We start from the raw sequence: 20,792 nt of genomic DNA on the forward strand, positions 1-20,792 counted from the left end.
ATGGCTTCATAAGATGAGCGCCCACTCGTGCTCTTCCTGGTTGCCATGAAACTTTTCGAACCTGCGGTTCGCCTGGTCGGACATCTCTCCTTTCGCAACAAGCTGCGTGCCACCGCCATCGTCTTCGGCCTGCCGCTCCTACTGGCTGCCGGTTTGCTGGTGTACGAATTGCAGGCCCGCGTTGCCACCTTGCAGAATGAGCGGGCAGAACTCAGCCTGCAAGTCCCGGCACTGGCCCTGCTTGGTCATCTGCACCAGATCGTCGCGGCCGGGCAGGCCTTGCAGGAGGGCGATGCATCAAGCGAGGCCCTGCTGACCGATAGCCGGCAACAGGCCAGGAATGCCCTGGATACGCTGGATGTCGGGTTTTCTGCGACGAAGCTGCAAGCGGTGGCCGGGGCCGACGGCAATCCGGCATGGTTGTCGCGTCGTGCCGCGCTGGCCGAACAGATCGAACACGCCGGTGCCGACGATATTGCCGCGCTGATTCCCTTGCTGCGCAGCGAGCTTGAACGGATGAACGAAAAAGCCGGTTTGCTGATCGACGGCGATACGGCGAGCAGCCGCCTGCTCGATATCATCACGGCTCATTTGCCGGGCCTGATCGAAACCAACGGGCAGGCTGCGCGGCTGGGCACGAATGTGCTGCTCAAGAAAAGCGTGCGCGGCAGTCGGCGGACCGATCTGACCTTGCAGCGCGGCAATTTCGACGCGCTGGTGCTGTGGAGCATGGATGGTCTGCAGAAAGTGGCCAGCGAGCATCCGGAACGTTCGGCTGCGCTGAGTCAGGCCGGGGCGCAGATGAACACCGCCTACCTGGCCGTCCAGGAAGCGATCACGATCAAGATGCTGGATACGACCGATTACGACATGACGCCGGCGGCCTATCTCGATCTGACGGCCAAGGCGATGAACGAAACGCTGGCCGTCGCCGACATCCTGATTGCCCAGGCCGATGTGCTGCTGCATGAGCGGCTGAGTGTGCTGCAGACCCAGCGCAATATCGTGGTTGCCGTGATGGCGATCATCCTGGCGATTGTCGCGGCCGGTTTCGTTGCCGCCTACATTTCGATCATGCGCGGCCTGAACGGCCTGGCTGACGCGGTCAACACCATGGCCGAGGGCAATCTCGAAGCGCGTGTCGATGTCACCAGCCGCGACGAAATCGGGGCGGTCGGCACGCAGTTCAACAACATGGCGGAAAGCCTGGCCGAACGGACTTCGCAGCTGCGCGAAAAGACCAAGGACATTCACGGCATGTTGCAGAACATGACGCAGGGCATCCTGACGATCATGGCCGACGGCAAGGTGCACCACGAGTACTCGGCTTATCTCGAAACAATTTTCGAAACCCGCGAAATCGCCCGGCGGCCGGCGCTGGATTTCCTGTTTTCTGGCAGCGATGTCGGGGCGGATGCCCTGTCGCAGATCGAGGCAACGGTCGCTTCCTGCATCGGCGAAGAGCGGATGAATTTCGATTTCAATGCCCATCTGCTGGTCAACGAAGTGCGCCAGACCTGGCCGGATGGCCGCGAGAAATATCTCGATCTGGTCTGGTCGCCGATTTGCGACGAAAACGATGTGGTCGAGAAACTGATGGTTTGCGTCCGCGATGTCACCGAATTGCGTCAGCTGGTCGCCGAGGCCGAGCACCAGAAGCGCGAGCTGGACATGATCGGCCAGATTCTCAAGGTGACGCACGAAAAATTCCACGACTTCATCGACAGTTCGCGCCGTTTCATTGTCGATAACGAAGCCTTGCTCCAGTCGGCGGTCAGTCTGTCGCCCGATCTGGTGACGCAGTTGTTCCGCAACATGCACACGATCAAGGGCAACGCGCGCACGTATGGGCTGTTGCACATGACCAATGTCGTGCACCTGGCCGAGCAATCCTACGAAGCCTTGCGCCAGGGCCGTGCGGCTTTCGTGCCGGATGTCCTGCTGGCCGAGCTGGATGCGGTGCGCTGCAGCCTGGAGGAATACGCCCACCTCAACGATGTGACGCTGGGCCGCAAGGGGCCGGGCCGGCGCGGCAGTGCCGAGAAGTACGCCATGGTCGAGCACGGCCATCTGGCCAGCATGCGTGCGGCACTCGATGCCTACGACCTGTCGGCTTGCCACCGCGATACGCTGGTCGCGCTGGTTCGCCAGATCAAGCTGGATCTCGATTTGATCGGAACGGAGTCGATCAACACGATTCTCGCCCCGGTGTTCGATTCGTTGCCGTCGCTGGCCGCCGAACTGGGCAAGGAAGCGCCTCGGCTGGTCGTCAGCGATCATGGCATCCGGCTGCGTAACCAGGTGTCCGACCTGCTGCGCAACGTTTTCATGCACCTCTACCGCAATGCGATGGATCACGGTGTCGAAGTCGCGGTCGACCGGCTGGCCAAAGGCAAAACGGCCAGCGGCACGATCGGCCTGCGCCTGAGCATGAATGGTGGATTGCTCAAATTCCATCTGGGCGACGATGGCAAGGGCCTGGCGCTCGGTCACATTCGGCGCAAGGCAATCGCTCAGGGGCTGATTGCCGAAGGGGTTGAGGTGGCCGATGAAACCGTCGCCAACCTGATTTTTGCCGCCGGTTTCTCGACCGCCGCAGCCGTCACCGAAGTTTCCGGGCGTGGGGTCGGCATGGATGCGGTGCAGGACTTCATCAAGCGCGAAGGCGGCAAGATTGCCTTGCACTTTGTCGATCAGCGGATCGGCGAGGATTTCCGGGCATTTGAAACCGTCATCGAATTGCCGGCCCGGTTTGCCGTCCTCAGTGTGCAGCAGCCCGAAAGTGCGGGGCCGAAACCGGCTGCACAGGGGCTGTCTCCATTGTTACCGGTCCGTCTGGCCGAGGCGTGATCTTGAGCCTCGATCAGATCGTCGGTGCATTGGTCCTGGCGCTGTCGTGCGGGCTGCTGGTTGCCTGGTCGGTCCGCCGTCACTATCTGGCCATCCTGCTCAGCCAGCATGTCCGCCAGGCGGGCCTGATTCAGAGCGCCGAAAGTGAGCAGGCGCGGCTTGCCGATCAACTGGCATCGGTCCAGGGGGAACTGGCCGTCAGCCAGCGCGAATTGCTCGCCGCGCAGGCGGATAGCGAGGTCCAGCAAGCCGAGCTGGTTCGACGCTCGGCCGATTTTGAGGCCGCCCAGGCCGTCGACCGCGACATGCAGGCCGCGTTGAACGCAGCACATGCCCGCTTCAAGGATGATGTGCTGCGCGATGCGACGGCGCTGGCCCGTGAGGTGGCCGAGCTACGCAATGTGGCGGTGACTTTCGAACACTGGCACGAGCAGATGGATGCGCTGATGGCGCAGAACCAGGAAATGCACCGGCAGAATCGCGAGTTCGGCGACATCGTCAAGCACGTCATCATTTTGTCGCTCAACGCCGCGATCGAGGCGGCGCGGGCCGGCGATTCCGGGCGCGGCTTTGCGGTCGTGGCCGACGAGGTACGCAATCTGGCGGCGCGTTCGGAAATGTTGTCGAAGGATTTCAGCAAGAGCCTGCACAAGAACGACCTGACGACGACGGCGACCTTCCAGGAAATCCAGGCCGACGGGAAAATGATTTCAGCCGCGATCAGCAGCCTGGAATCGCGCATCACCCAGTTGCAGGCGGCGGTCTGATGGTCAGCGAACAGGCCCGGCACAGCATCGAGACACTGTTCGGCAAGGCGGTTCGGGCCAATCTGGCGGTCGACCGCGAGACGGATGTGATTGATGTCTCGGTCAATTACTCGGCCAGCGCCGACCGGCCCGGTACCCGCTTGCACGTGCTGACCATCGCCTCCTACCTGTTTCGTCTGACGACGGTGTTTCATCTGCCGCAAGACCCGGCGGTCAGTGCCTATTTCACCCGGCAGGGTGAAGCGGGCAGCCTGACCGAGGTTTTCGGTGAAATGGCCAATATGTGCTGCGGCGCGATGAACCGCGAACTCGGCCACCATTTCATGCATCTCGGCATGTCGACGCCGAATGTTCTGGACAGCGCCTGCGTCCCCTTTTTCGACGAGCTGAAGGCCAATTACATCGCCCGCCAGCGGATCAGCATTAATCACGCCATCGCCATCGATGCCACCCTTTTTCTCAAGGCTTATGCGCCGATCGATTTTCGGATCGATGCCGGCGCACCGGTTGAGGAAACGGGGACGATCGAATTGTTCTGAACGGCGGCCCGGTCTCAAAATCCATGGAGCAAACATGACGCAAAAGCTGGTCAGCAAGGTGCTGGTCCTCGACAACAGCCCGGCTCATTCCGAACGCATCAAACAGTTTTGCGACGAAAACAGTCTCGTTGCCCTGAAGGTGCGCAAAAACCGCCTGATGTCGGTGCTGCGCTCGAATATCGATCTCGGGGCCATTCTCTATGCCGACAATTACGGCACTTCGCCGGAAGAGAATGCCGAGATCGCGCTGCGCATCCACACCATTCGTCCGGAGCTGCCGATTATCCTGCGGCGTGAATCCGGGGCCAGTCTGGACGGTATTGGCGAAGCGTTGCGCCATGTTTTCTGCGCTGCCTGGAATGCCGAAGAGATCGGCCGCCTGAAGGACATCGTCGATGAATACATCTTCAGCCTGTATTTCCCTTGCGCGCTGGTGCGCGGCATTTCCGAGATCACCGAAAACATCCTGTCGGCCCAGTTCAAGGCATTGACGACGCGCTGGGATACGCCCTGCATCGTGCGCGACAAGGTGATTTTCGGCGAAGTGTTCAGCCTGATTCCGCTCGAAAGCAGTTGGTGCCGCGGCTACATGATGTTGCAGACCGAGGAGGGGCCGATTCTCGATGCCCTTGACGGTCCGGAGGCGGAGCGCAACTTCCGCCAGGTCAACAACCTGCTCGGCGAAATCACCAACCTGATCTGGGGCGCCTTCAAGAATCGCTACATCGGCGATGCGGCAGCGGCCAGCAATATCCAGGTGCCGCTGATCGTCAATCACAAGCACAAGTTCATTTCGTTCGGCACAGACAACCCGCAGCTGTGTTTTCTCTACACCTTGAGCGATGAAAGCGGTGAGAAAACCATCCGCCTTTACCAGCGCTTCATTTTCAATCTCAGCTGGTCGCCCGAGGATTTCAGCGAAATCGTCCATGACACGGCTGAACTCGTCGAATCCGGCGAGCTTGAACTTTTCTAATTCACCATCCTGTTCTGGAAGGACATCAACATGGCAAAAATTCTCGTGGTTGACGATTCAAGCACCGTGCGCGACGAAGTCGGCGGTTTTCTGAAAAAGGCCGGTCTGGACGTGTCGACCGCGGTAGACGGCAAGGACGGCCTGGCCAAGATGAAGGCCGATCCGGCCATCCGCCTGGTTGTCACCGACGTCAACATGCCGAACATGGACGGCCTGACGATGGCTGAAAAGATCCGCGGCGAGCTGGGCAACGCCAGCGTGAACATCATCATGCTGACTACCGAAAGCAGCCCAAGCATGAAGGAACGCGGCAAGGCGGCCGGGATCAAGGGCTGGATCGTCAAACCCTTCAACGGCGCCGCCGTGCTCGAAACTTTCAAGAAGCTGGCGGCCTGAGTCTGGGCGTCTCAGTAAGGGTAGTGGTCGAAGCTGACGACGCTGTAGCCGGCGGCTTCGATGCCTTGCCGGATATGGCGGGCGGTGGCGACGGCTTCAGGATTGTCGCCGTGCACGCAGATGCTTTCAATCTTGGTTGGCAGCTGCTTGCCGGACTGGCTGATGATCGCCTGGGCATCGAGCATGCGTCGGACGTGTTCCAGTGAGGCGTCGGCCCCGTGGATCAGCGCACCCGGCTGGCTGCGCGGGACCAGTTGGCCGTCGTCCTGATAAGCCCGGTCGGCAAAGACTTCGAGAATCACGGTCAGGCCGTGCTGTCGGCCGGTGGCGGCGAGTACCGAATGGGCCGGGGCGAGCAGGATCAGCTCGGGATTGACGGCCAGCATGGCGCGGACGATCGTTTCGGCCACCTCGCGGTTGGCGCAGGCGATATTGTTCAGCGCACCGTGCGGCTTGACGTGGCTGACGTGGCCGCCTTCGGCCACGGCCAGCGCCTGTAGTGCGCCGATCTGGTAAATGATGCCGGCTTCGAGTTCGGCGGCCGGAATATCCATGCGCCGGCGACCGAAACCCTGCAGATCAGGAAAGGCCGGATGCGCTCCGAGGCTGACGCCGCGTTGCAGCGCGGCGCGGACCGTCTGGCGCATGACCAGCGGGTCGCCGGCGTGAAAACCGCAGGCGATGTTGGCGCTGCTGACGATATCGAGCAAGGCGGCGTCGGCCCCCATCTGCCAGGCGCCGAAGCTTTCGCCGAGATCGGCATTCAGATTGATCAAATTGGCCATGGCATGGCTCCTGTCGGCAATCAAGGTTCGGCGCGGACCATGCCGCTGACCAGATTGAGGTTATACAAAGCGGATTCGTCGAGGCTGCCCGGTGGCAGGAAGGCTTGCAGGCCATTTTGCCAGGCCGCCAGTTGCTGCATTTGGGCGGCGAGCAATTGGCCGGCTTGCGTCAGGTCGACCGCAGCAAAGCGGATTTCCTGCCCCGGCTGCCAGTGCGCCAGGCGCGGCAGGTCGGCGGTGATCACCGTGGCGATCTTGGGGTAGCCGCCAACCGTCTGGCAATCGGCCAGCAGGATGATCGGCTGGCCGTTGGCCGGCACCTGGATGGCACCGGGCGTCACGCCGTCGGACACGATATCGGCCGCCTCCGGCGTGATGTGGCTGAGTTTCGGGCCGCTCAGGCGCATCCCCATGCGGTCCATTTCCGGGGTGGCGACGAAGGCGCTGTTCAGAAAATCGAACCACGCTATCGTGCTGAAATGTTCATCCTGCGGGCCGGGGATGACGCGGATCGGGCCGTCGTCATGGCGTAATGGTTCGGCCCGCCATTCACGCAAATCGCGTTGCGTCGGCTGGCTGCACGGCAATGTGTCGCCGGTCTGCACGGCCCGGCCGTTGATGCCGCCGATGGCCGCCCGTTGGTAGGTGGCGCGGCTGCCCAGCTCGGGGGCTACGCGAATTCCGCCGGAAACGGCCAGATAGGCCACGCCATCGGCAATGGCGCCGATCTTGACGACATCGCTGGCGTCCAGTGTCGTACTGCACCATGCTGCCAGCGGCTGGGTGTTGCCGTTGGCCCGGATCAGGGTGGCGCGGGTTTGCCCGGCAATTGCGATGCGCACAGGCCCGTGCTGCACCTTGAGGGTTGGGCCGATGCCGCGCATTTCGAGACTGGCGGCATCGGGGTGATTGCCGGCCAGCAGGTTGGCGCAAGCCGCCAGCGGGCGATCCAGCGTACCGGAAACGGCGACACCGATGTGCCGATAACCGCGCCGACCAGGGTCCTGGATGCTGTTGCCCAGGCCGCCGTCAATCAGTTCGATCAGACCGTCCATGCGGCCTCCGGGGCGAGCAGAAAGCTGTCGCGGGCCAGTGTCCGGCTGGCCAGGGCGGCTTCCTGCGCCCGGTACGTGTCGCGGTCGACGGCCAGCCAGCGGACTTCGTCGCCCGAGGCGAGCAGGGCAGGGTTGTCGCGGTCGACGGCGTCAAACAGTGAAATTGGCGTGCGCCCGAGCAAATGCCAGCCGCCCGGGCTTTCCCACGGGTAGACCGCGCACATTTCGCCGGCGATGGCCAGCGAGCGGGCCGGCACCGCCTTGCGCGGCGAGGCCAGACGCGGTGTGTTGAGTTCGTCCGGCAAACCGCCCATGTACGGAAAACCGGGCATGAAGCCGATCATGTAGACGTGGAAGGTGGTGCTGGTCAGGCGTTCGATGATCGTTTCCCGGCTCAGCCCTTTGCTGGCGGCCAGCGCGTCGAGGTCGGGCGCCAGATCGCTATCGAAACAGACCGGCAGTTGCCAGCGCCGGCCGCTGGTCGCGGCTTGTCCGGCGTTCTCGGCCAGTTCGAGCAACTGTCTGCCGAGCATTTCGCCGCTGCCGTGCAAGGGATCGTAATGCACAGTCAGGGAGCGGAAGGTCGGCACGACGTCGACAATGCTGGCCAGCGCCGGGCAGTCGCTGACGGTTCGCGCGTGTCGCAGTTGTTCGGCCAGCCCCATGACCCGGCCATGCAGCGCCGGATCGATGCTGGTCCCGAACTCTACTGTCCAGGCCGCATCGCCCAGCGGCAGCAGCCGGGGCGATGGGCGGTGAGCGTCGTGGTTCATGCCTGGAGACTTAGCCGGCCATCTGCTGCGGCAACCAGGTGATGATGCCGGGGAAGAAGTAAATCAGCAGCACGGCGGCAACCATCAGGAAGAACATCGGCATCGAGTGCTTGGCCAGCCAGGTGATTTCCTTCTTGGTCATGCCTTGCAGCACGAACAGGTTGAAGCCGACCGGCGGTGTGATTTGCGCCATTTCGACGACGAGCACGACAAAAATGCCGAACCAGACGAGGTCAATGCCGGCTTTTTCGATGGTCGGCAGCAGGACGCCCATGGTCAGCACGACGATGGAGATACCGTCGAGGAAGCAGCCGAGCACGATGAAGAAGACCATCAGTGCCAGGATCAGGGCGAACGGCGAGAGGTGCAGCGAGCTGATCCACTCGGCCAGATGACGCGGTAGGCCGATGTAGCCCATGGCCAGCGTCAGGAAGGCGGCGCCGGCGAGAATCAACGCGATCATGCAGTACAGGCGGGTGGCACCGATCAGGCTGTCGCTGAAATTCTTCCACGACAGTTCGCCCTGCAATGCGGCGATGATCAGCGATCCGACAACGCCCAGCCCGGCGGCCTCGGTGGCGGTGGCCAGCCCGGTGTAGATCGAGCCGAGCACGGCGGCGATCAGCGAGACAACCGGAATCAGGTTACGCGAGGCGTTGAGCTTTTCGAGGAAGCTCATGTTCTGGTCGGCCGGCGGAATCTGGTCCGGGTGAATCAGTGCCCAGACGATGGTGTAGGCCATGAACAAGCCGGCCAGCAGCAGGCCGGGAATGACGCCGGCGATGAACAGCTGGGCAATCGAGACATTGGCCGTGACGCCGTAGACGATCATGATGATCGACGGCGGAATCAGCAGGCCGAGTGTGCCGGCACCGGCCAGCGTGCCAATCGCGATGTGTTCCGGATAGCCGCGGCGTTTCAGTTCGGGCAAGGTCATCTTGCCGATCGTGGCGCAGGTGGCTGCCGAGGAACCGGAGACGGCGGCGAAGATGGTGCAGCCGATGATGTTGGTGTGCAGCAGGCGACCCGGCAGTTTTTCGAGCCAGGGAGCGAGGCCCTTGAACATGTCTTCGGAGAGCTTGGTGCGGAAGAGGATTTCGCCCATCCAGATAAACAGCGGTAGCGCGGTCAACGTCCAGGAAGAGGCCGATCCCCAGATGGTGACGGCCATGCTGTCGCCGACCGGACGGCTGGTGAACAGTTCCATCCCGATCCAGGCGACGCCGGCCAGTGAAAGGCCGATCCAGACGCCGCTGCCGAGAATGATGAACAGCGTGACGATGAGCAGCAGGGTGATGTAGATATCCATGATGTCGCTTCCGGCTTATTCGATGTGGGCGGGTTCGCCGTCCGGCGACTCTTCCCGCAATTGTTTGCCGGCGAGCAGCAGAACGAGATCCATGGCGAATGCCAGGGCAAACAGGCTGGTGCCGACGGCCATGCCAAGCTGGGGAATCCACAGCGGCGTTGCGTCGAGGCCGGTCGAAATATCGACAAACTCACGCGATTGCATGACCAGTCGAATCGAGAACCAGGCCAGCGCGCCGGACATGATCAAGGCGACGAGGTGGCAGAAGATGTCCAGCCAGCGGTGGGCTGCGGCGGGCAGTTGATTGAGGATCAGCGTGACGCGGATATGTTCGCCACGACGCAGCGTCGGGGCCAGCGCCAGGAAGGCGGCGGTCGCCATGCAGTAACCGGCATAGGCATCGGCGCCGGGCAAGTCGATGGCCGGGATCAGGCGGCCAAAGATGCTGGCAAGGACAGCGAGCAGGGTGCCCACCATGAACAGGCCGGCGAGATAGCTCGCACCGGTAAAAAGACGATCCAGCATGGTGCGCATGGGCGTTCCTTCAAATCGAAAAACGGGCTGCCGCAGCAGCCCGGGATGATGAAATTACTTGCGGTAGGCGTCGAGAATGGCCTGGCCGTCGGCGCCGGCCTGCTTGGTCCAGTCGGCAACCATGGCTTCGCCAACCTTCTTGAGATCGGCGCGCAGCTGGGCTGAACCGGCATCGACCGTCATGCCGTTCTTCTTCAGTTGCTCGATATACCAGGTGTTCTTCTCCTGGCTGACCTTCCAGCCGCGCGTTTCGGCCGCAGCAGCAGCCTTCAGGACCGCTTCCTGGCTCGGCTTGTCGAGGCCGTCGAAGGCTTTCTGGGAAACGATGACCAGGTTCTTCGGCAACCAGGCGCTGACGTCGTAGTAATACTTGACCTGTTCCCAGACCTTGCTGTCGTAGCCGGTGGCGCCTGAGGTCATGAAGGTGTTGACTGCGCCGGTAGCCAGCGCCTGCGTCAGTTCGGCGGCCTGCACGGTGACCGGCTGGGCACCGACCAGTTGGGCGATGCGGCTGGTGTTCGGGTTGTAGGCGCGCCACTTGGCACCCTTCAGGTCGGCTGCGCTATTGATCGGCTTGCTGCTGAAAATGCCTTGCGGCGGCCATGGCACCGAATACAGCACCTTCATGCCCTGCTTGGCGAGGCGCGCTTCGGTGGCCGGGCGCGAGGCTTGCCAGAGTTTTTGCGATTCCTGGTAGCTGGTCGCCAGGAAAGGAATCGAATCGACGCCGTAGACCGGGTCTTCATTGGAGTAACCGGAGATGATGATTTCGCCCATCTGGGCCTGGCCACCCTGCACTGAGCGTTTGATTTCGTTGGCCTTGAACAGCGAACCGCCGTCATGCACGGTGATCTTCAATTTGCCGGCGGTGGCCTTGTCGATGTCGCCAGCGAATTGCTGGATGTTTTCGGTGTGAAAGTTCGAGGCCGGGTAGCCGGTCGGCATGTCCCATTTCTGCTGGGCCTGAGCGGCGGACCCGATGAAGCACAGGGCCGAGGTGGCGCCGATGGCGGCGAGAGTCTTCAACATGTACATCTCCTGGTAGGTAGCTGGGTCCGGCGGGCCGGGGGATAAGCTGCGTCACTGGATAAGTCGGGCAGCCAAGTTGCACTACCCCAATCTGGATCAAATCAGTAACGACAATGTAACGTTAAGAAAACGTCGATAAAAAGTCAACGTGATTTTGTTATAATGAAACTCTTCCGTTTAGTGGAAAAATCATGAAACCCAAGGCAAAAATACAAGCTGTCGAACCCCGTCCGGCACTTGCCCAGCCGGGGCAGCGCATCGTTTCCTCATCACACCTGGTTTCGGAAAAATCCCCGGAGCTGTCGGAATTCGAGTTCGGCCTGATCATCGCCGCGCACGCCTTCAACCGCTGGCTGATCCGCTGCATGGGCGCCGCCGGGGTCAAGGACATGGCGCCGGTCGACGTGCTGGTGCTGCATCACATCAACCACCGACGCAGTGAAAAACGCCTGGCCGACATCTGCTTCGTGCTGAATATCGAAGACACCCACGTCGTCACCTACTCGGTCAAGAAACTGGTCGGTATGGGGCTAGTCAGCAGCACCAAGCGTGGAAAGGAAGCCTTCTTCTCGACGACCGAAGAAGGCGCCGAACTGTGCATGCAATACCGTGAAGTGCGCGAAGCCTGCCTGATGCCCGGCTTCTCAGGCGCAGAAGAGGAAAACCAGCGCCTCGGCGAAGTCGCCCGCCTGTTGCGCACCGTTTCCGGTCGTTACGACCAGGCAGCGAGGGCTGCGACTTCGTATTGAGTTGGGGGGAGGGCGGTTTTTCGGCCAAAGCGGTCGATGATCCACCCCAAGAAAAATGGCCGGTACTGGTTACAGACCGGCCATTGGTGTTTTCTGGATCAAATCGTTAGTTTTTCAGCTGATTGGAGAGTGTTTAGAAAATCTGGGACGATTCAGATGCGGAATTTTTACGTCTAATAAAGCGTTTAATAGCAGCTGCCATATCGTCAACGATGGTAAAGACGGCAGGTATGACCAACAGGCTTAGCACGGTGGAAGTGATCAATCCGCCAATTACGGCGACGGCCATCGGGCTACGGAAAGTGGGATCGGCATCGCCAAGCCCCAGCGCAATCGGCAACATGCCGGCCCCCATTGCCAAGGTCGTCATGATGACTGGGCGCGCGCGCTTGTGCCCTGCATCAAGCAGCGCATCAAATCGACTTTTGATTTCGGTTGTCGGCAGGCCCTCTGCGTTCGGATGCCCGCGTCGCGCCTCAATGGCGTACTCCACCAAAAGAATCGAGTTCTTGGTGGCGATACCCATCAGCATGATCAAACCAATCAAAGAAGACAGGGAGAAGCTCTGTCCTGCAACCAAAAGGCCGACGAATGCCCCGCCCAACGACAGCGGGAGCGCGGCAAGAATGGTCAGTGGCTGCAAGAAGTCTTTAAACAGCAGAACCAGCACAACATAAATTGCCAGAATGCCGGTCACCATGGCTATGCCAAAGCCGACGAAGAGTTCCATCATCATCTCTTCGTCACCCTGAGTGAGTTGGCGTACGCCAGCAGGCAGCTTCTGCATCGACGGCATTTTCGCGACAGCTGCAGTAAGCTCGCCCAATGGCATACCCGATAGCTCAACCTCTATGGTGACGCTACGGGAACGATTTACGCGGTCGATACGCGCAGGGCCGCCACCTTGTTCAATCGAAGCGACTTGACTGAGCATAACCGGGCCTTTCGTAGCAGGGACCCGCAGTCGTTCTAGCTGGTCAAGATTCTTCCTCACATCATCGCGCAACCTAACAACAATGGGGATCTGCCGCTGCTCAAGGTTCAGTTTAGAAACCATCTGCTCATAATCGCCGACGGTCGCCACACGCAAGGTGTCTGCGATGGCCGTTGCCGTGACGCCGAGGTCGGCTGCCTTGGCAAAGTCCGGTCGCAGAATGACCTCATTTCGGATCAGGCTGGCGGTCGATGCGATATTGCCCAACCCGGAAATCTTGCGCAGATCCTTCTTTACCGCTTCTGCTGCCTCTGACAAGGCTTGCGGATCATCTCCAGTCAGTACGAGCTGGTATTTTTCGCCTGACCCGCCCAGGCCTACCTTGCTGCGAACACCGGCAAGTCCGGACATTGCTTTTCTGATTTCTGCCTCAACCACCTGCTTTTTGGGACGCATATTGCGTGGGTCAAGCAATATGGTCAGCGTCGCGGTACGTACTTCGGCTGCACCGCCGGCGGCCATCGGATCTGCACCGGCAGAGCCGCCACCGATCGTTGTGTAGATGTTACGGATATGCTGAACAGCACCCAGACGTTGCCGGGCTTCGTCAGCGACCGAGTGGCTCTGAGCCAATGTGGCACCAGGGGGGAGTTCAAGAAAGACCTGCGTTTGCGAATTGTCGTCGGGAGGGACAAAACCTTGGGGCAGCAAGGGAATCAGCATCAATGAGGCGATAAAGAAAGCGCCCGCCATGCCCAGCGTCAACCAGCGATGGTGTAGTGTCCACCGGCTGATGCGCAGATAAGCTGGCATCCAGAATGGTTCGCGCTTGATATGCGTGGCCGGCTTCATGATGTACGCCGCCATCATCGGCGTCAGCAGTCGGGCAACCAGCAAAGAGGCGAAGACAGCCAGCGCAGCCGTCCAGCCGAATTGCTTGAAGAACTTGCCGGCCATGCCGTCCATGAAGGCGGTAGGCAAAAAAACGGCAATCAGCGAGAAGGTGGTCGCCACCACAGCCAATCCGATTTCTGTGGCTGCCTCGGTAGCAGCCTGCAAGGGTGTTTTTCCCATCGCCATGTGGCGTTCGATGTTTTCCACCTCGACGATGGCGTCGTCGACCAAAATGCCGATGACCAAGGAAAGCGCCAGCAGGGTGATCATGTTGAGCGAAAAGCCCATCATGCTCATGCCGACGAAGGCTGGCAGGATGGATAGAGGCAAAGCGACTGCTGACACCAGGGTCGCACGCACATCGCGCAGGAACAAAAAGACGACAACGACGGCAAGGATGGCTCCTTCAAAGAGCATGTGCATTGATGCACCAAACTCTTCCTCGGCAGTCTGGACGAAGTTGAAGGCTTCCGTGATTTCAAGATCAGGCCTTTCGACCCGCAGTTGGTCTAGCGAAACGTTGACCGCTTCGCCTACTTCGACCTCACCGGCCCCCTTGCTTCGGGAAATTTCAAACCCGACTACCTGCTTCCCATCAAGCGTGGCCAGTGAATTAGGTTCTGCCGCAGTGTCTTGTAGCACGGCGACTTCGTTGAGTCGGAAATGCTGCCCGCCGGGGAGGGTGAGTTCGAGCTTTCCTAATTCATCGACATCCTTGACACGTGCCATCAGCCGTAAAGGCTGTTTGCCTTGCCCAAGATCAGTTTGGCCACCTGTTGCATCGGTCTGTATTTCACGCAATTGCCGAGAAACCTCTGCTGCACTCGCGCCAATCGCCTCCATCCTGAGTGGATCAAGCTCAATCCTGACTTGGCGCGTTAGCCCACCGACCCGTACAACAGAACCGACTCCCTTCAAGCCCATCAACCGGCGTGAAAGGATGTTATCCACGAACCAGGAGAGCTCTCCTTCATCCATTTTTGACGAATGAATGGTGTACGCCAGAATAGGCGTACCCGCCACATTCAACTTGCTGATGACGGGGTCGCGAAGATCGGCGGGCAAATCGGCCCGCACGCTCTGCACGGCAGAACGTACATCGTCGACTGCTTCCTGTACGGCCTTTTCCAGTCGGAATTCGGCGGTGATATTGACCACGCCATCCTGTATCGACGTGCGCAAATTTTTCAGACCCTGTACCGGCGCAATGGCATTCTCCAAACGGCGTGCCACTTCCGATTCCAGTTGGGGTGGTGCTGCGCCAGGCAAGACTGCCGCGACCGTGACCGTCGGAAAGTCCATATCCGGCAGGTTCTGCACCTTCATCGCGTGGAAGGCGAACAGACCTGCAAGGCTCAGCATCAGGAAGAGCATGACTGCCGGGATAGGGTTCCTGATTGACCAGGTTGAGAAATTCATTGTTGTCCCCTTACGGCTTGCGAGCGTCAGCCAACTGCACTGTGTCGCCATCGCTCAGAAACGCGGCACCAGTGGTCACAAAGCGCTCCCCCGCACTTACCCCGTCGAGAATCTCCTGCCGATCACCAACCAAGCGACCGATCTTCACTTTGCGCTGGCTGACGCGCAGGTCGTCACCGACGACAAACAGGAGATGGAAGCCATCGCGAGCGATGACGGCAGATTGCGGCACCACCAAGCCTTGCTGCATCCCCATATCGAGTTCACCATGGACATAGGCGCCCGGCCGGATCGGCTGTGTTTCCTTGCCCTCCGTTACCACGATATCGACATAAGCCAAACCTCGGCGGGTGGCCTGATCGACTGTCGGAGCAGTCTGCCGGACGCTTCCTTTCCATACGTTTCCGGTGGGAGAAACGATACGAACAAGTTGCCCCGGCTGCACCTGCTCAAGCTCTTTGTCCGTGAGTTCTCCACGCCATTCAAGGCGTCCTTTCCGGATCAGCCGAAACATCTCGGCACCTTGCGCAGGTACGGAGCCAATCGTTGCACTTCGCGCCGAAATAATGCCATCGTCCGGCGCTCTTACCGTTGTCTGGCTCAGCCGTAACTGCTGGGCGTCAAGTTGGGCTTGTGCAGACTCAACCCGTGCTAGCGCTGTTTGCTCACGCGTCAGCAACTGCTGAATTTGTTGCTCGCTTAAAGTACCCGTTCCTTGCAGCATACGCGCCCGATCACCGTCTGCCTTGGTTTCGGCAGCTGTCGAACGAGCCTCGCTCAAGGCTGCTTGCGCGAGCCTCACGTCGTTCATTACAGAATCTCGGGCAAGCGTTGCCAAGGACTGCCCCTTTTTAACGTGATCGCCAACATTTACGAATAGCTCTGACACCCGCAATCCATTGACTTCGGTACCAACAATGGCCTCCTGCCAAGCAGCTACGGTACCGTTAGCAGCGAGCATGCTTGGTAGAGATTGCGTGACCGCTGACGTGACATTGACGGTCAGCGCCGGCTTTACTGCATCCGGAGTAGACTCGTTACCCGCCCCGGAACACCCCGTCAGGGAGGTGACCACAGCCAGTGTCAAGGTCAAGACCTTGGCGTGTTGATAAAAGGTTCGGTGGGCGGAAACTTGAGATAAAGGTTGCTGTTTCATCGATTAAGCGATCAGGCAGAAGGAGTTGAAGGATGGAATCCACCACCCACGGCGCGGTACAAGGTGATCCAGGCCCGGTGTCGTTCGAGGTCGAGCGTGCGTGCAGTTGAGTCGGCTAACCAGGATTGACGCTGACTGTCTTCATATTCAAGGCGATTGATCATTCCCTGTTGCAGCAAGTTTCGACTGCTCCCTAAAGCAACACGGGCCTGCTCAGCAATAATGCGGCTTTCCAGCCAGCGCTGTTCAATGCTGTTGAGCAGAACGAGCGCTTCCTCTACCTCGCGTACCCCTTGCCTGACACGTGCCTGGTAGGTGACAAGCGCGGCGCGAAGATCCGCCTCGGCCGCGAGTTGATCCGCTGCGCGTTTGCCCGCATCAAAGATTGGCAAGTTCACGGCTAGTGGTCCGAAGGTCCACGTACTCGCATTCGTTGTGGTCCCGGCGAAAACGAAATTTCCGTAACCGACAAAGCCCTCCAAGCTTAATCTGGGGAGTCGCGCCGATTCAGCCTGCACAACTTTGGCCTGGGCTTGTAAAACATCGCGTTCAGCAATGTAAAGATCAGGACGTTGGGCAAGTGACTGCGCCGGGATGGCCGAAATGGCAAAGGGCGTTGGCGTGCTTTCACGAGCCCAAACAGGTAGCAGGAGCTTTTCCAGATCGCTTTCACTTTTGGCGGTCATTGCCACCAGCCCCTTGAGCTGAATGTCGCAAGTTGCGTGCTGTTGTTGAAGTCGTGCGCGACTATCAGCAGCATTGGTCCGCGCAGAAGCAAGGGCCATATTCGACGCCATGCCTGCCTGTAGGGAAAGTCGAGTCAATCGTTCGGACTCGCCAAATGAAGCAGCCGCCTTCTGAGCCAATTCGAGTTGCTGGCGGCAGATGTGCGAAGCGTGGTAGAGGTCAGCCACTTCTGCGGCAATCAGAATACGAGCATCGTGCCATTGCGCCTGAGCACTTTCGTGCTGCGCCCGCGCCGATGCGGTATTGACGCCGCTCAAGCTGGCCATGTCCAATACCCAACCGATCTGGACACCCGTTTGGTTTTGCGTGTACGTACCGCTATAAAGCGGAGCATGCATCTTGCTGCTCGAAGCCGTTGCAGACAGCTCCGGCAGTAGCTTCGAAACCATTTGTGCCTGCTGAGCCCTTGATTGTTCGATACGTGCCAAGGCCGTAGCCACTGTCGGGCTCACATTCTGGGCTGCTTCAATGAGTTCAGCCAATTCCGGTTCGTCTTGTGATTGCCACCAGTCCTGAAGCTCAATTGATCGAACGTTGTCTGAATGGTGAGCTCCCCATTGTTGCGGAATCTGCGGGTTCTCGATAAGTCGAGGCAGTGGTTGCAGTGTCGAGCATCCGCCCAGAAGTAATGTGGCCGAAGCAGCAAAGGCCACGCCTATCCGGCGAATCAGAGGGGAGAAAGATGATTTCATTGTCTATAGATCAAGATGGATATGCACAAAACGAGTGAGCACATACGCATTTAAATGACGGGGTTGCATAGTGCGAATTGCCACTGTTCTAACTATCGGGAGTGATTGCCTTCCACATCACCGCAAAACCAGCCTTCTTGTAGGCATTGATCAAGTCAGGGTGTGCGGTTGCCAAGGCGACGGTTGTGTTAGCGATTGCTGTCAGAACAGAATCCATAAACTCCGTTGACTCTGCCTGGCTGAGACCTTCGATACAGGCCGCTTCGAGTTTGACTCCGACTTCTCCACAAAGCTTCATCGCTTTGTCGAGTTGCTCCGGCGCCAACTTCCCGGAGACCGCCAACTGGTTCATCGTTGCGTACGCCGCCGGATTTGCAATCCCCCAATCAATGTAGTTATCCCACATGATCTGGGTGCGGTGCTTGATGGAAACAGATGAGTCGCAATTACGATCCAAACACGCTTCCAATTCGTCTATCAGATAATCAAAAACGGATGCCAGCAGGATATCCTTGGTTGCAAAATAGCGAAAGAGAGTCCCCTCCGCAACGCCTGCCAACTTTGCGATAGACGCAGTTGAAGCCCCCAAACCTTGGGTTGCTATTACTTCCGTAGCTGAATGAAGAAGTGCCTGTTGTTTATCTTCACTGCGAGGGCGAGCCATGTTGAGCAATGTCTATTAATGAGTGATTACTCAATTATATAAAGCAAGGGCTAGTGTTGCAAGCGAATTTTTTTGTGGTTGGTCTCGCTGAGGAGAGGGAGCGCTCCTTCTGCTCAAGTAGCTGACTTCTTAAAGGGCTAGCAACGGCTGATACTATGCACTTTGCGGTCACTCAACTGAGTTACCCCGACCGTCCACTTTGGCCGACAAGCAGTCCAACTAACAATAAACCAGCTTTCCACCTACCACCTGCGAAACAACAATCACAGACTCGGCAGGTGTCTTTATTCACCCCAAAACATGGTGCGTTAAAGCAGCCCCTCAATCGTCGTAATCAGTGCTTCCGCATCCGGCTTGGTATCTGGTGCAAAGCGCCGGACGACCTGGCCGTTGCGGTCGACGAGGATTTTTTCGAAATTCCACAGCACTTCCGGGCGCGGGGTTGGTTCGATGCCGTAGCCGCGTAGTTGTTCTTCCATGACGGCGCGTGCCTCGGTGTCCGGGTGGGCGGCGATCAGGTGGCTGTAGAGCGGGTGGCGCGCTTCACCAGTAACGACAATCTTGCTGTAGAGCGGGAAGCGGATGCCGAAATTGCTGGTGCAGAAGCTGGCGATTTCGGCGTTGCTGCCCGGTTCCTGCCCGGCGAAATCGTTGGCCGGAAAGCCGAGGACGGTGAAGCCGCGTTCGGTGTAACGTTCGTGCAGGGCTTCCAGTCCGGCGTATTGCGGTGTCAGGCCGCATTTCGAGGCGACGTTGACGATCAGCATCACCTTGCCCTGGTGCGGGCGCAGGTTGGTGGCGGTGCCGTCGATCTGCTGGAGCGGAATATCGTAGAGTGCGTCGTTCATGAATTGTCCTTGGCGTGGTGAGCGTTGATTTTCAGGCTTCTGCTGCGGTCGACCGCAGCAATCAGACCGTTTTCAGGCGGCCGCGTTTCAGCTCTTGCCGGATTTCTTCAGTTCAACGAGCGGGATCACGTCGGGAATATGGATGCGTTTACGGTCGGCCTCGACTTCGCTCAGCGGATCGGTTTCAACCATGGTCGCCAGGCAGCGCCGGGTCAGGTCCTGATAGGTTTTGGTACCTTCGCCTTTCCAGGCGATTTCTTCGTCGGATAGCGTGCGAATAACCTTGGCCGGCATGCCGGCGACCAGGCTGCGGGCCGGAATTTCGGCGCCGGCCTTGACGAAGGCGCTGGCGGCGACAATGGCTGATTCGCCGATCACGGCATTGTCCATGATCACTGCATTCATGCCGATCAGGGCGTTCTTGCCGATGCGGCAGCCGTGCAATACCGCGCCATGGCCGATGTGGCCGTTTTCCTCGACCACGGTGTCGGTGCCGGGAAAGCCGTGCATGACGCAGGTGTCCTGCAGATTGGCGCCGCGTTCCAGGATCAGCCGGCCGAAATCGCCGCGCAGGCTGGCGCAGGGGCCGATGTAACAGCCCGGTCCGACGATGACGTCGCCGATCAGCACGGCGCTGGGATGAACGAAGGCAGTGGGATCGACGACCGGTACAATGCCGTCGATGGCGTAGACGCGCAGGGAATTCATGACTTGCTCCTGACAAAACGAGCTGGAATTCTATAAAATAAAAGCGATTTCGTAATGCAGAATCTTCAAGGGGCGGTCATGAGTGACGAAATGGAAGGCAAACACGGCGTCCAGTCGCTGGAAATCGGGATGAGTATCCTGCGCGCCATGGTCAAGGGGCAGCGCTCGATGATGCTCAAGGACATTGCGGCGGCGGCGGACATGCCGGCCTCCAAGGCGCACCGCTATCTGGTCAGCCTGATTCGTGCCGGGCTGGTCGGGCAGGACCCGCTGACTTCCCGTTACGACCTCGGACCGTTCGCCTTGAATATCGGCCTGGTGGCGATTGACCGGCTCGACCGGGTGCGCCTCGGCCTGGCGGCAATTGCCGAATTGCGCGACAAGATCAACGAAACGACCGCGCTTGCCGTGTGGGGCGATACCGGGCCGGTGATCGTGCGCTGGGAGCGTCCGCGCCGCCCGATCACCGTCAATGTGGTGACCGGTACGGCGCTTGATCCACTGACTTCGGCCAGCGGCCGGGTTTTTTCTGCCTGGTTGCCCAAGGAAACCGTTGGCCGCCTGATCGAACGTCGTCTCAAGGGGCCGGACCTGCCGCCGGAGTTGCAGACGCGCGCCGAGGTCGAGGCCATGCTGGCGCAAGTGCGGGCCGATGGTTACGCCAGCGTTTCCGGCTACCACCTGGTGCCCGGCGTGGAGGCGCTGGCGGCGCCGGTGTTCAATTTCAAGAATGAAATCACCATCGCCATGCTGGTGGTCGGCGTCAAGGGCATGTTCGACATGGATCCGGCCGGGCCGGTGGTCGGGCCGCTCAAGGAGGCCGCCGCCGAATTGTCGGTGCGTCTCGGGTACACCGGCGACCGCTGAAGGTTTTCCCTCGTGCCGGCTTTGCCTGACAAGACCCGCTATTCGGCGGGTCTTTGCATTTGCCGCGGTCGACACGGGTTTTTGGCAAAAAATGCCGATAA

General features: G+C 59.7%; 19 protein-coding genes. 7 read left to right on the forward strand and 12 right to left on the reverse strand.

Translation table 11 applies throughout. The annotated features are described in order from the left end of the window. Nucleotides 1-45 precede the first annotated feature (45 nt). From KI614_RS00845 to KI614_RS00865, 5 genes are read left to right on the forward strand one after another with little or no spacing between them, the layout of a single operon-like run. A complete protein-coding gene (locus KI614_RS00845; RefSeq protein WP_226407227.1) occupies nucleotides 46-2,850 on the forward strand; it encodes a HAMP domain-containing protein in 2,805 nt (934 codons plus the stop codon). A gap of 2 nt (nucleotides 2,851-2,852) precedes the next feature. Continuing rightward, nucleotides 2,853-3,617, forward strand: a complete 765-nt coding sequence (locus tag KI614_RS16390) for a methyl-accepting chemotaxis protein (protein ID WP_319002677.1) — start codon at nucleotides 2,853-2,855, stop codon at nucleotides 3,615-3,617. Then, nucleotides 3,617-4,156 (forward strand): hypothetical protein, encoded by a 540-nt coding sequence (locus KI614_RS00855; protein ID WP_226407229.1) that lies wholly within the window; start codon nucleotides 3,617-3,619, stop codon nucleotides 4,154-4,156. The genes KI614_RS16390 and KI614_RS00855 overlap by 1 nt, the downstream gene beginning before the upstream one ends. 34 nt (nucleotides 4,157-4,190) lie before the next feature. After that, entirely contained in the window at nucleotides 4,191-5,132 is a 942-nt protein-coding gene (locus KI614_RS00860) for a chemotaxis protein CheX (RefSeq protein ID WP_226407232.1), read from the forward strand. Nucleotides 5,133-5,162: 30 nt separating this feature from the next. Further along, entirely contained in the window at nucleotides 5,163-5,528 is a 366-nt protein-coding gene (locus KI614_RS00865; protein WP_203468242.1) for a response regulator, read from the forward strand. Between the two features lie 11 nt (nucleotides 5,529-5,539). Here KI614_RS00865 and KI614_RS00870 read toward each other — a convergent pair whose 3' ends face one another. The 6 genes from KI614_RS00870 to KI614_RS00895 are packed head-to-tail and all read right to left on the reverse strand — an operon-like array spanning nucleotide 5,540 to nucleotide 11,013. Continuing rightward, nucleotides 5,540-6,313 carry a LamB/YcsF family protein gene (locus KI614_RS00870; RefSeq protein ID WP_226407234.1) on the reverse strand — a complete coding sequence of 258 codons (774 nt, stop codon included), beginning with the start codon at nucleotides 6,311-6,313 and terminating at the stop codon, nucleotides 5,540-5,542. A 20-nt stretch (nucleotides 6,314-6,333) separates the two neighbouring features. Next, on the reverse strand, nucleotides 6,334-7,368 hold the full coding sequence (locus KI614_RS00875) for a biotin-dependent carboxyltransferase family protein (protein WP_226407236.1): 1,035 nt from the start codon (nucleotides 7,366-7,368) through the stop codon (nucleotides 6,334-6,336). Further along, entirely contained in the window at nucleotides 7,356-8,141 is a 786-nt protein-coding gene (gene pxpB, locus KI614_RS00880; RefSeq protein ID WP_226407238.1) for a 5-oxoprolinase subunit PxpB, read from the reverse strand. The genes KI614_RS00875 and pxpB overlap by 13 nt, the downstream gene beginning before the upstream one ends. 10 nt (nucleotides 8,142-8,151) lie before the next feature. After that, nucleotides 8,152-9,450 (reverse strand): TRAP transporter large permease, encoded by a 1,299-nt coding sequence (locus tag KI614_RS00885; RefSeq protein WP_226407240.1) that lies wholly within the window; start codon nucleotides 9,448-9,450, stop codon nucleotides 8,152-8,154. Between the two features lie 15 nt (nucleotides 9,451-9,465). Beyond that, complete coding sequence (locus KI614_RS00890) at nucleotides 9,466-9,984, reverse strand: TRAP transporter small permease (protein ID WP_226407242.1); 519 nt, start codon at nucleotides 9,982-9,984, stop codon at nucleotides 9,466-9,468. Nucleotides 9,985-10,038: 54 nt separating this feature from the next. Then, on the reverse strand, nucleotides 10,039-11,013 hold the full coding sequence (locus KI614_RS00895; RefSeq protein ID WP_226407244.1) for a TRAP transporter substrate-binding protein: 975 nt from the start codon (nucleotides 11,011-11,013) through the stop codon (nucleotides 10,039-10,041). Nucleotides 11,014-11,204: 191 nt separating this feature from the next. On the opposite strand from KI614_RS00895, the gene KI614_RS00900 reads away from it, so the two are divergent. Next, entirely contained in the window at nucleotides 11,205-11,762 is a 558-nt protein-coding gene (locus KI614_RS00900; RefSeq protein WP_226407246.1) for a winged helix DNA-binding protein, read from the forward strand. 133 nt (nucleotides 11,763-11,895) lie between these two features. Here the strand turns inward: KI614_RS00900 and KI614_RS00905 are convergent, their stop codons facing one another. The 6 genes from KI614_RS00905 to paaY form a co-directional block, all read right to left on the reverse strand. Continuing rightward, a complete protein-coding gene (locus KI614_RS00905) occupies nucleotides 11,896-14,964 on the reverse strand; it encodes an efflux RND transporter permease subunit (RefSeq protein WP_413464166.1) in 3,069 nt (1,022 codons plus the stop codon). 55 nt (nucleotides 14,965-15,019) lie between these two features. Next, nucleotides 15,020-16,165: an efflux RND transporter periplasmic adaptor subunit gene (locus KI614_RS00910; protein WP_226407250.1), complete on the reverse strand. Its 1,146-nt coding sequence runs from the start codon at nucleotides 16,163-16,165 to the stop codon at nucleotides 15,020-15,022. An 11-nt stretch (nucleotides 16,166-16,176) separates the two neighbouring features. Continuing rightward, nucleotides 16,177-17,604, reverse strand: coding sequence for an efflux transporter outer membrane subunit (locus KI614_RS00915; RefSeq protein WP_226407252.1), 1,428 nt, complete (start codon nucleotides 17,602-17,604; stop codon nucleotides 16,177-16,179). 88 nt (nucleotides 17,605-17,692) lie between these two features. Beyond that, nucleotides 17,693-18,268, reverse strand: a complete 576-nt coding sequence (locus KI614_RS00920) for a TetR/AcrR family transcriptional regulator (RefSeq protein WP_226407254.1) — start codon at nucleotides 18,266-18,268, stop codon at nucleotides 17,693-17,695. A gap of 308 nt (nucleotides 18,269-18,576) precedes the next feature. Then, nucleotides 18,577-19,116, reverse strand: a complete 540-nt coding sequence (locus tag KI614_RS00925; RefSeq protein WP_226407256.1) for a glutathione peroxidase — start codon at nucleotides 19,114-19,116, stop codon at nucleotides 18,577-18,579. 87 nt (nucleotides 19,117-19,203) lie between these two features. Beyond that, nucleotides 19,204-19,824 (reverse strand): phenylacetic acid degradation protein PaaY, encoded by a 621-nt coding sequence (paaY, locus tag KI614_RS00930; protein WP_226407258.1) that lies wholly within the window; start codon nucleotides 19,822-19,824, stop codon nucleotides 19,204-19,206. A gap of 78 nt (nucleotides 19,825-19,902) precedes the next feature. Between paaY and KI614_RS00935 the strand changes: the two genes are divergently transcribed. Then, the gene (locus KI614_RS00935) at nucleotides 19,903-20,691 is read left to right on the forward strand and encodes an IclR family transcriptional regulator (RefSeq protein ID WP_226407261.1); all 789 of its coding nucleotides are present in this window, start codon (nucleotides 19,903-19,905) and stop codon (nucleotides 20,689-20,691) included. Nucleotides 20,692-20,792: the final 101 nt, after the last annotated feature.

The organism is Dechloromonas denitrificans, from assembly GCF_020510665.1.
Lineage (GTDB): Bacteria > Pseudomonadota > Gammaproteobacteria > Burkholderiales > Rhodocyclaceae > Azonexus > Azonexus denitrificans_B.